The 10,945-nt window shown below is 45.2% G+C and carries 9 protein-coding genes; 6 read left to right on the top strand and 3 right to left on the bottom strand.

Going from position 1 to position 10,945, the window contains the following annotated elements:
• From polA to PF479_RS00730, 6 genes are all read left to right on the top strand, one after another.
• A partial coding sequence (gene polA / locus PF479_RS00705) for a DNA polymerase I (RefSeq protein WP_298001210.1) occupies window positions 1–2,124 on the top strand: 2,124 nt, incomplete at its 5' end.
• Between the two features lie 2 nt (window positions 2,125–2,126).
• Window positions 2,127–2,717, top strand: a complete 591-nt coding sequence (gene coaE / locus PF479_RS00710; protein ID WP_298001212.1) for a dephospho-CoA kinase — start codon at window positions 2,127–2,129, stop codon at window positions 2,715–2,717.
• Between the two features lie 5 nt (window positions 2,718–2,722).
• On the top strand, window positions 2,723–3,367 hold the full coding sequence (locus PF479_RS00715) for an SPOR domain-containing protein (RefSeq protein ID WP_298001214.1): 645 nt from the start codon (window positions 2,723–2,725) through the stop codon (window positions 3,365–3,367).
• A gap of 88 nt (window positions 3,368–3,455) precedes the next feature.
• Window positions 3,456–5,183: a sugar phosphorylase gene (locus tag PF479_RS00720; RefSeq protein ID WP_298001216.1), complete on the top strand. Its 1,728-nt coding sequence runs from the start codon at window positions 3,456–3,458 to the stop codon at window positions 5,181–5,183.
• Between the two features lie 298 nt (window positions 5,184–5,481).
• Window positions 5,482–6,903, top strand: coding sequence for an orotidine-5'-phosphate decarboxylase (gene pyrF / locus PF479_RS00725; protein ID WP_298001218.1), 1,422 nt, complete (start codon window positions 5,482–5,484; stop codon window positions 6,901–6,903).
• 32 nt (window positions 6,904–6,935) lie between these two features.
• The gene (locus tag PF479_RS00730; RefSeq protein ID WP_298001219.1) at window positions 6,936–8,075 is read left to right on the top strand and encodes a mechanosensitive ion channel domain-containing protein; all 1,140 of its coding nucleotides are present in this window, start codon (window positions 6,936–6,938) and stop codon (window positions 8,073–8,075) included.
• 13 nt (window positions 8,076–8,088) lie between these two features.
• On the opposite strand, the gene PF479_RS00735 is transcribed toward PF479_RS00730, so the two are convergent.
• The 3 genes from PF479_RS00735 to PF479_RS00745 form a co-directional block, all read right to left on the bottom strand.
• Complete coding sequence (locus PF479_RS00735; protein ID WP_298001220.1) at window positions 8,089–9,300, bottom strand: methyltransferase; 1,212 nt, start codon at window positions 9,298–9,300, stop codon at window positions 8,089–8,091.
• A gap of 3 nt (window positions 9,301–9,303) precedes the next feature.
• Entirely contained in the window at window positions 9,304–9,873 is a 570-nt protein-coding gene (gene efp, locus PF479_RS00740; protein WP_298001221.1) for an elongation factor P, read from the bottom strand.
• Between the two features lie 88 nt (window positions 9,874–9,961).
• On the bottom strand, window positions 9,962–10,927 hold the full coding sequence (locus PF479_RS00745) for an amino acid--tRNA ligase-related protein (RefSeq protein ID WP_298001222.1): 966 nt from the start codon (window positions 10,925–10,927) through the stop codon (window positions 9,962–9,964).
• Window positions 10,928–10,945 lie beyond the last annotated feature (18 nt).

Below are 10,945 nucleotides of genomic sequence, written 5' to 3' on the forward strand. Positions count from 1 at the left end.
GACAATATCCCGGGTGTGAAGGGGATTGGCGAAAAAACAGCCACCCAGCTTCTGGATCAATACGGTTCTCTGGATGGTATTTATGAGCATCTGGATGAAATCAAGAGTAAGAGTCAAAAACAAAAGCTGATAGACCACAAGGAAATGGCCTATTTCAGCAAAGAACTTATTATTATCAAAGAGGATGTTCCCGTCGAGTTTAATATTGATGATCTTACGGTCAAAAACCTGCATTCCGAAGAGGCTGCCCGGCTTCTTATAAGAGCGGGATTGCAGAGTCTGGCCAACGAGATTTGTCCTGACTTTTCTGACAAACCCGCTTTAGAATTGAATCTTCAGAAGAAGGGTGCTTATTCGGCCATTTTATGTGAAAGCGACCTGGATCTCTGGATTGAAAAAATCAAAGACTCCGGACTGGTCTCTCTTGATACGGAAACGGATAACCTGGATTCCATGGTGGCCAACCCGGTAGGAATCTGCCTGTCAGTAGGGGACAGGGAAGCCTGCTATATTCCCATCAAAGCAGTGGGAACGGACTGTCTCGCTGAAGATCTGATAAAAAGGAAACTGAAACCTCTTCTGGAAGATAAGAATATCAGAATCATTGGTCAAAATATTAAATATGACTACAAAGTCTTGAAACGATGGGGAATTACAGCTGAAAATATCTGGTTTGATACCATGATTGCCGCCTGGATGATTGATGCCGGATCTCCCGTCAATATGGATTTTCTGGCAGAGCGATATCTGGGATATAAGACAGTACACTTCAAGGATGTAGTTCCCAAGGGCGGTCTCTTTTCTGATGTCCCCCTGGAGCAGGCCGTGGAGTATGCAGCCGAAGATGCTGATATCACCTGGAGACTTCATGAGGTCCTGTCAGCGAAGCTTGAAGCGGATAAGCTGGAAACTCTCTTTCACACTCTGGAAATGCCCCTGGTAACCATCCTTGCGGAAATGGAAATCCGCGGGATACTGGTGAACAAAGAAGAACTTCAGGAATATGGAAAAGAGTTGGGAGAGGCTCTTCAGGAGTTGGAGAAGGAAGTCTTTGAACTCTGCGGCAGGGAGTTCAACATTAGTTCTACCAAACAGCTTCAGGAAGTCCTGTTCACAGACCGAAAGCTTCAGCCTCTTAAAAAAACAAAGAGCGGCTATTCTACAGATACCTCTGTACTCAAACAGCTCGCTCAGGAAGACCCGGTTCCGGAGAAAATCCTGATTCACCGGGGATTGGCTAAGCTGAAATCCACCTACGTTGATACACTCCCGAAAATGGTACATAAAGAAAGCGGCCGGATTCATACCTCTTTTATTCAGACCGGTACCGCCACAGGCCGTATTGCCTGTAAGGAACCCAACCTTCAGAATATTCCTGTCAAAGATGAAAACGGCAGACGAATCCGCAGGGCCTTTTATCCCAAAGACGGCTGTGTTTTTCTCTCGTCCGACTACTCCCAGATAGAGCTGGTTGTGCTGGCTCATCTCTCGAAAGATCCAGGATTAATCGAAGCCTTTATCAGTAGAGAAGATGTTCATAGTAAAACAGCGGCACTCATCTTCAAGATTCCCCTGGAGGAAGTCTCTGCCGACCAGCGCCGCATTGCCAAGACAATCAACTTTGGTGTCATGTATGGAATGTCTCCTTTCCGGCTCTCTAATGAGTTGAAGATCTCCCGGGGGGAAGCGGCCGGATTCATAGATACCTATTTTGAGGAATACTCAGGTATCAGAAAGTTTGTGGACGATACGGTGACTCAAGCTGAAATTGATGGCGGAGTATATACTATTCTGGGTCGTTTCAGACCGGTTCGGGAAATAACCAGCAGGAATAAAATGGAGAAGAGTGCTGCTGTCAGGGTGGCTGTCAATACCAGAATTCAGGGTTCTGCTGCGGATATCGTAAAACGGGCCATGCTGGGCATAGACTGGGCCCTGGAACAGAAAAATATGAATTCAAAAGTACTGCTCCAGGTACACGATGAAATCATATTGGAAGTTCCCCTGGAAGAGGTAGAAAGCTGTGCTTTTATGATGCAGAAGGTGATGGAAGGAGCCTGGTCCATGGATGTTCCCCTGAAAGTCAATATTGAGAATGGCATTAATTGGGGAGAAATTCATTAAGAATGATTATCGGACTGGCCGGAAAAAGCTGTTCTGGCAAAAATCAGGTTGCCGAAATCCTGAAACAGAAGGGATTTCACTGCATCGACATGGATTTGATGGCTCATGATCTTCTAGAGGCAATGAAACTGACTTTAAGCAGTGCCTTCGGTCCTTCTATCCTCGATTTTGAGGGGCGGGTGGATCGGAAAAAACTGGGGAATATCGTATTTAGTGATTCCCTCCTTTTAAAGAAACTGGAAGATCTCCTTTATCCCGAACTTCATAATGAATTGACCCGATATTTGAAAGAGGTGGAGCCGGGTATCCCCACTGTATTAAATGCGGCGGCACTTCAGAAAGGTGAGTTCTGGAGGCGCTGTGATATCGTGATCTGGGTCAAGGCCCCCCTGTTTTTGAGACTCTTCAGGGCATATAAAAGGGATAAGCGTTCGCTCCTGCATTTAATCAAACGATTCAGGGCTCAGAAGCAACTAAAGTCTCAATATTTTTTATCCAGAGTCGATACTTATATTATAAGAAATGGTCTCACCCGGTCTGTTCTTCAGAATAAGGTTGAGACCTGGATAAAACATCTTCCACCGGAGAGATAAACTGTATGGATAATATTAAAAATCAGTCAAGAGAAGACAATAATCTGAAAACACTCTGGGTTTTGTTCTCTGCCCTGGGACTTTTGATCATCGTTGGAACGGCAGGATTTTTCTTTTTTTCTCCGGACAAACAGGGCGGGGAGATTAAACCAGTTCTTGCTGCAACGACACTGGTCACACAGGAGAAGGTTGAGGAGTTTGATCCTATCGCCTGGTCCCGGGAGAGTGATGAATATCCGGGATTGGAAGAAAAATCTGAAAATCTTATTGAAGTAGAGGTTGTTTCAGAAGAGCCTGAGCCTGTCGTCGAAAGACCGGCAGCGGTTGTAGAGGCTGCTCCTGTCACTCCCAAGGTAAAAACTCCCGTATATAAAGAAGTGTCCCAGCTGGTTTACTGGATACAGGTCGGTTCCTATAGCTCCATGACCAAGGCAGAAAGTGTTAGGGTCGTTCTTAAGGAAAAAGGTTTGACCGGCACAGTTCAAACCAAAGATGTGAATGGCAATACAGTGTACCGGGTCAGGATCGGTGCTTTTAACAGCAAAGAAGAAGCCGAAAAGTTCAGTACTCAGGTCCAGGCACTGAAAGGTTATGAAGAAAGCTTTGTCATCCAGTCTGTTCAGGTTAAAAAAGTAATCGTTAACTCCTAATATATTGAATTTTAAACCTGGGATAGAACTGGAAGGTTTTATCCCTTTTTTTCTGGCAGGATCTCTTTAAAGTCCTATAATTACTCTTATGAAGACAAAAAAAGAACTGATAAAGTTTATTTATGGTCCGGATTCGGCTGAGTCAATTGAAAAAAGGATTAATCGCTTACAGGATCAATGGCGCTCTCTGATCAAGGTTCCTGATATCCCCCGGGGGAAACTGCCCCTATCCCAGGATGATGTGATCATGATCAGTTATGGTGATTCCATTACAAAAGAAGGAATTTCATCACTTCAGGCCCTGAAAGAGTTTGCCGATCCCTGGTTGCAGGAGCTTATCTCGGGTATTCATATTCTTCCTTTTTCACCCTATACCTCGGATGACGGCTTCTCTGTTGTCGATTACAGGCAGATCAATCCTGACCTGGGCAGCTGGGAAGATGTGGAAGATCTGGGAGAACGCTTCCAGCTTATGTTTGATCTTGTTTTAAATCATTGCAGCGTTTCCAGTGAATGGTTCAAGGGATTTCTGACAGGGGATGATAAATACAGCCGCTACTTTCATTCCATTGATCCTTCGACGGATCTTTCTTCTGTTTTCCGGCCCAGAGCACTTCCATTGCTTACAGAATTTGAAACGAGCCGCGGCAGGGAGCATGTATGGACAACCTTCAGTCCGGATCAGGTCGATCTGGATTTCTCAAATCCTGACGTCCTTCTGGAGTTCCTGGATATTTTCCTCCTTTATGCTTCCAAGGGTGCCCAGATCATACGTCTGGACGCCATAGGATTTCTTTGGAAAGAAATTGGTACGACCTGTATGCATCATCCCAAGACTCATGCAGTGGTGCAGTTGTACCGGTCCGTTCTGAATGAGCTGGCCCCTCATGTCATTCTACTGACAGAAACGAATGTTCCTCATAAAGAGAATATCTCCTACTTCGGAGATGGGAATGATGAGGCTCATATGGTCTATCAATTTACACTTCCCCCTCTGACTCTGGATGCTTATATCAGAGAAAATGCCGGTCATCTGACCGACTGGGCACAGTCTCTTACTGAAGTGAATTCGGAAAACTCCTATTTTAATTTTATGTCCAGTCATGATGGTATCGGCGTCCTGCCTGCCAGGGGATATCTCAGTGACGAGGAACTAGACCACCTGATTCATGTCGTTGTTTCCAGGGGGGGGAAGGTCTCTTATAAAGCCACTCCCGACGGAGAAATCCCGTATGAACTGAATATCAATTACAGGGATGCCGTGAATAATCCGGATCTTCCTGTTGAACTCAAGGCAATGCAGTTTCTGTCGTCTCAGGCAGTTATGCTCGTCATGGCCGGAGTACCGGGTATTTACATCCACAGTCTTCTGGGGTCGGGTAACTGGACTCAGGGGGTGGAAGAATCCGGGATCAATAGAAGGATCAACCGGGAAAAGATGGATGGTCTGATTCTTGTGAAGGAGCTCGAGGAGGAAGAGTCGCTGCGCCACCATATATATCAGGGATACAGAAGTCTACTGAAAATCAGGAGAAGCCGAAAAGCTTTTGATCCCTCTTCGCCTCAGACTGTTCTGAAGATTGATCCGCAAGTTTTTGCTCTCATAAGGACCGCTTATGACGATAGTGAGTCAGTTCTCTGTCTACAGAATGTTTCCCGGAGAAGGCTGCACCTGACAGTGGATGGAAGGAATTGTCCCATTCCTCTCCCTGACCGTTGCAACTGCCTGACCGAGGGGGGAAGCGTTGTGGAAGCAGAAGAAGGCCGCTGGGAAATTATTCTGGAGCCCTTTGAAGTCTGCTGGGTCGCCTTTTAGGAGAGTTTCGGCGAATCTTCATCAACCAGGTTGTCCATTTTCAGGGTATAGCTTACAAACTGTGATGCTGGATATTTCCCATTATCCCCTTAGGGGATGATTTCATTCCGACTCTGGACCACTTTGATGTCAATGGTTTATTTGACAACTCGGGGCATGATTTCTTTTTCTTTTCTCACAAGATTAAATCTCAATCGATTTGATACTGGTCAGGTGCGGTTCTTTCCATTATAATGACAAAAATTATCAGAAAGAACAGTCTGAATTCTGGTGAAATAGTTAAGCGGAGTAGTGATTAATGACATTTTTTGAAAAACTTGAAGTAGTCTGCAGAGAAAAAGAAACCCTTTTGTGTATTGGTCTGGACCCACGTGTTAATGCCAAAATACCAGGGGCGGCCATGAAAGAAATCGTCGAGCAGAACCGACAGATCATCGAAGAAACACTACCATATGCCGCCTGTTTTAAACCAAATATAGCTTTTTATGAGGTCTTTGGTCCCGATGGCTTATTGGCTCTGAAAGAAACCCTTTCGTTTATTCCAAGAGAAATTCCTGTGATCATTGATGGCAAAAGAAATGACATCGGCTCCACCGCTCAGGCCTATGCCGATTCTCTCATCGATTTTTACAAAGCCGATGGGGTGACTCTGTCCCCTTATATGGGACGGGATACAGTTGATCCCTTTCTGGCTAAGGGAGATCAGCATGGTGTTTTCCTCCTGTGTCGAACCACCAATCCCGGTGCAGCTGCTATCCAGGATCTTCAGGTTCACAGACCCGGCGGTGAAGCGGAAGAGTTTTATATTTCTACCGCCAGAGAGTGCACCAGCTGGGGTTCCCAGGTGGGACTGGTTGTGGCCGGTAATGATACCCTGGCCCTTAAAAAAGTGAGAGCCGTCTGCCCCGATACATGGTTCCTGACTCCCGGCATCGGTACTCAGGGCGGAGATATACTTGAAGCAGTATCTGCAGGCTGCCGAGAGGATGGGTTGGGAATCCTTCCCAATGTCTCCAGAAGCATATCCAACGCAGAAGAACCTGGAAAAGCTGCCAGAAATTTCAGGGATAAATTGAATGATGCAAGGGTCAAACGGGTTTCTGTCAGAGGTTCATCACTGAAGGATCAGCGTAAAGACCGGATTATGAAAGGGCTCATCAAGACCGAGTGTTTCAGAATCGGAGAGTTTACACTTAAATCGGGTAAAAAATCTCCCTTCTATATCGATCTGAGACGGGTTTCCTCGGATCCTCCTCTTCTGGCCGAGGTCGCCCGGGGCTATGCTGAGCTGATCAAGGATTTGGATTATGATCGAATCGCGGGGATTCCTGTTGCAGCTCTGCCCCTGGCAACCGCTGTATCACTGGAAGCCGGAATTCCTATGATTTATCCCAGGATGACCATGAAAGAGCATGGAACCGGGAACAGGATAGAGGGTGAATATAAAAAAGGGGAAAAAATACTGCTCCTGGATGATCTTATCACCACGGGAAAATCCAAGGTTGAGGCGATTGAAATTCTCAGGGAGGCCGGTTTGGTTGTTGAGGATCTTATTGTGCTCCTTGAACGGGGTGTCCAGGGAAGAAAAGACATGGAGTCTGCAGGAATCAAACTCCACAGCTATGCTCATGTCAAAGAGTTTCTCCAGCCCTGTCATGAACTGGGAATGATTGATGAGGTTCAGTTGAAAGAGATGCTGGACTACGCGGGTAAAGAATAAAATTGGAGTTCTTCAGAGTCTTTGCCGTTATAATGACACAAAATATCTCACTGGGCAGTATATCCCTTCCTTTCAGTATTCTAGGATTTATCACAAGAGTCATGTTGCCATTTATTTTCATGATTCTTCTCTATGGATTGCTCCTTTGGGGATTCAGGAGAATCCTGGGTCTGACAAAACTGAAAGAGAGTACCAAAGTTCAGACCATCAGATATTTTCGTCTGATTATGAAGTTACTCGTTGTTGCCGGTCTTGCCGCCTCGGTGGGAAACCTTCTGGGAACAGAGGTCTATTCCTGGTATAGCCGTTTTCTCGGCTTCCTGAACAGGCCCTTCTTTGTTTCAGGGAATACCCGGATATCCTTTGTGACCCTTTTAATGCTGATGCCTGTGTTTTATATAGCTTCCTGGTCGGGAAAATATGCCAGAAAGCTCTTAGATTCCTCACTGTTTGAACAGTTCGGTCTGGATGAGGCTAAACGGTTTTCCATAGGAAGTATGGCCCGGTACGTCGTCATGACAATGGCTTTTCTCTTTGGACTATCCATTGTAGGAATTGACCTGTCTGCATTGAGCGTCATCCTGGGTGTTATGGGTATTGGGCTCGGTTTCGGTCTTCAGAGCATTGTAGCAAACTTCTTTGCCGGTCTGATTATCATATCCACCAGGCCGATTAAGGAGGGTGACCGAATCCTGATCAATGGAATGGATGGAATCGTTCAGCATATCCGTTTCATCTCAACGGACATAAAAACTTTTGAAAATCAGAATATTATCATTCCCAATTCCCATTTTGTGGACAATGCTGTTCATAACTATTCCTATACAGACCGGCATATTATCATTGTGAATGAAGTGGCAGTCTCATACAATTCCGATCTTGAAAGAGTCCGGGTCATACTGGAAGAGATTAATGAGAGGAATCCATATAAATTAGGAGGGTCTGAAAACATTGTCCGCATACTCTCCTTTGGAGACAATGGGATCAATGTAAGCCTCAGAAGCCTGATTAGAGATGTTACTTTTAAGTTTGATGCCTTTTCCTGGACGAATATGGAGATCTGGAAACAATTTAAAAAAGAGGGTATTGAGATTCCTTTTCCCCAGAGAGATGTTCATATCAAATCTATGCCCGTGCCGGAATATCCTGCCGATGAGAGTCGTGAAAGTTAGCAGTCTGTCGGACTTAGTGCTTTTTAAGTAAAACACCCCGGTTCCCTTTGAAGCGGTCATCCTCCAGGGTTTTAAATCCTTTGATATGCTTTTCAAGGAGTGACATATCCGAACTTCTGCCCATAATAAAACAGAATCTTCCAGGTTTGACCAGTTTACGGGCCGTAGCCGCCAGGTCCTGATGCCATTTGACCTTGGGAATTGGATTCAGATTGAGAAAAACACAATCAAAAGATGAATCATCAAACTGTTCTGTCAGATAAGACTCATCAGGAAGCATCAGGGTATTCAGCATTCCATCAAAACCAGAGTTCTTCAGATTATAGGAGCTGATCCTATTTTGAAGGGAGTCTCTCGACGCCAGAGTTATGGATTTAAGATTGTTGGACATCCTTGAGTGCAGCCAAACAGGCAGATGTCCCTGCCCGGGATTCCAGAAGAGGGAACGCCCCGTAAAAGATGTATGATGCAGAATCTCTCCCGAAACATGCAGCCAGAAGCTGATTTGGTCAAAATCGGGGAGATTGTAAACCGTTGAAATTTTGTATTTGTCATCACAAATCTTGAAGGAGCGGGTTTTCCGGATATACCGTGAAAAATCAAGATCCGCCTTGGCAGAAGAACTTCCAAAATGGAATACACTGTGCAATCTAGTCGCATCGGTATGTATCATTGGACTTCCGCACTCTTTTATGGCCTCAGAAACCAGGTCCTTGAGACTGTCAACAATGACTACAGCAACACGTCCTGTTTCATGAATACAGGCTGATGCCTTGATTATAAAATCCCTGATCACATGTTCCCCTGCTTTAGCCGGGATATTGCAGACAATCAGATCCAGTGACCGGGGTTTTATATCATCCAGAAGCAGGCCCGTATTCAATGCATCCTCATTCAGGCTGATCCCGTTGAGGGCGGCATTATGAGCTGTCATCGTGACGGCCAGGTCATCCCTGTCCTGAAAGATCATATTCAGGTCGGGATATTTCATTTTCAAACAAATTCCAAGTACACCCGTTCCACACCCCGTATCCAGAGCCATCGTATATGTCTCGAGGGGAGCATCCTTTGCCAATGACTTTAAAAGCAGACGCGATCCAGCATCTATATCAAAGCTGCTGAACAGCCCCATGGAAAGATCAAATTTGAGTTTGACACCATGGAACTGAAAATCAACCTGTTTATTCACTAGTTTCTGTATGCGAGGATCTGTCTTGTATTTCATAAATTAGTTGTTAATTCTTTCCTGATACTCTTTTGTTTCAACATTGACTCTGATTGTTTCGCCTTCCTTGATGAAAATAGGCACTTTCACGGTCAGACCAGTCTCTACTTTTACATATTTGGTAGCGCCTTGTACGGTGTCGCCTTTGACAGCATCTTCCGCTTCAGTGACCAGAAAGTCCATTTTGGGAGGAAGTTTAATGTCCAGAGATTCACTTCCCCAGCGAACAACCTTATAGCTTTCGCCTTCTTTCAGGAAGTACTGCATCTCTTCCATGGATGCCATGGGAATCTCGTACTGATCGAAGGTATCTGCATTCATGAAATGATAGCTCTCTCCATCGGAATAGAGATATTGGGAGCTCACATCCTCCACATCAATTTCTTCTAATGCATCTTGAGTCTTGTGGGTTACCTTCAATACGGCTCCGGTTCTCAGGTTTTTCAATTTCAGTCTGGCAAATGCGGATCCTTTTCCAGGATTGACGAATTCTCTTTCCACAACGATAAAAGGTGTTTCTTTTTCCAGCAAGAAAGTCCCTTTGGCTACAGCGCCTGCTTTTATCTGTCCCATTTTATTTCCTTTACTACTTTTGACTATTTTATTGAACTTGTCCTCACCTCAATACTGGTAAGGGTCTGTTTATTTTGGCTTTTTTTGTTCAGAAAATTATATCATCAAGGGGAAATAAAATCACCCCCCGGATGCCTATATCCCCCATGAGTGCTGACAGAAGTCTGTCCACTCCAATGGCCGTACCTGAACAGGCTGGGAAATCGGTCATTCCGTCCAACCATTTCTCTGAGGATCGGACTGGAACCCTTGCCAGAGCGGCCTTTTCAATGCTTTCAAGGCGATAATAGTCACGCATTTTTGTCAAGTCCGTTTCTTCGGTATAACAGTTCGCAATTTCCACTCCCCTCATGTAAAGTTCCCATCGATCCGACCAGGGTGTCCCGGGTTTCTCAGATGCCAGAGTCACCAGGCGGGAGGGATAGTCTTTCAGGACCAGAGGCCTGTCTGTGGGCAGTTCCGGCTCCACCAGTGTTAAAAACAATTTATGAAAGAGGATTTCCCAGGAGTCGTCTTTATTCCGGGGAATCCCATTTTCATCGAGTCGGGCTGACAAATCGGAAATTTCAATATTTTCCTCCAGAGAAAATCCGGCAAGTTCTTGAAAGGCCTCTTCCATGGTTATTTCACGGAAGGGTGGGCGGCATTCAGGAGCTGTCTCCTTCTGCAGTATTGAATTGACCATCTCCTCACAAATCTTGATATTTCCCCGGGAATCAATCCCTGTCTTATACCATTCCAGCATGGTGAATTCCGGATTATGCACCGGACTGATCTGTTCACTGTTTCTGAAGCTCTTGCAAATCTGATAAATATCCCCCGAACCCTGTGCCAGGAGTTGTTTCATCCAAATTTCGGGGGATGGAGTCAGGTACAGCGGGATATCGTCACCATAGGGGCTGACTAAGCAGGTTTTAAAGTTTTCTATGGATGATTCGGGAATGAGATGAGGGGAGAGGAGGGGTGTTTCAACTTCCAGAAAACCACGATTATCAAAAAATTCCCGAATTTCTTTTAATATCAGAGACCTGCACTTTATATTCTGAATGTTCATTGGATATCCACATTATTA

Source organism: Oceanispirochaeta sp. (assembly GCF_027859075.1).
In the GTDB taxonomy this organism is placed as follows: Bacteria; Spirochaetota; Spirochaetia; order DSM-2461; family DSM-2461; genus Oceanispirochaeta.